Below are 276 nucleotides of genomic sequence, written 5' to 3'. Positions count from 1 at the left end.
TGCCCGGTAGCTACGTTCGGATGGGATAACCGCTGAAAGCATCTAAGCGGGAAGCCTACCTCAAGATAAGATTTCCCTTAAGAGCCGTTCAAGACTAGGACGTTGATAGGCAGGGTGTGGAAGCACAGTGATGTGTGTAGCTAACCTGTACTAATTGCTCGATCGGCTTGACCATACAACACCCAAGTGGTTTGTATTGTGATAGTTATAACGATTTTATATCATACTTGCTAATGTAAGCTTGATTCAGTCATACCGCTTAATATAAGCAAAGCT

Annotated in this window: 1 rRNA gene; it reads left to right on the top strand. The window is 43.5% G+C overall.

The features are described 5' to 3' along the window. Nucleotides 1-175 (top strand): 23S ribosomal RNA (locus ACZ2XM_RS15510); the annotation flags it as partial. Nucleotides 176-276 lie beyond the last annotated feature (101 nt).

It is taken from the genome of Psychrobacter sp. CoH-33_TS_01 (assembly GCF_058189395.1).
This window is presented reverse-complemented; position numbering and strand designations above follow the sequence as displayed.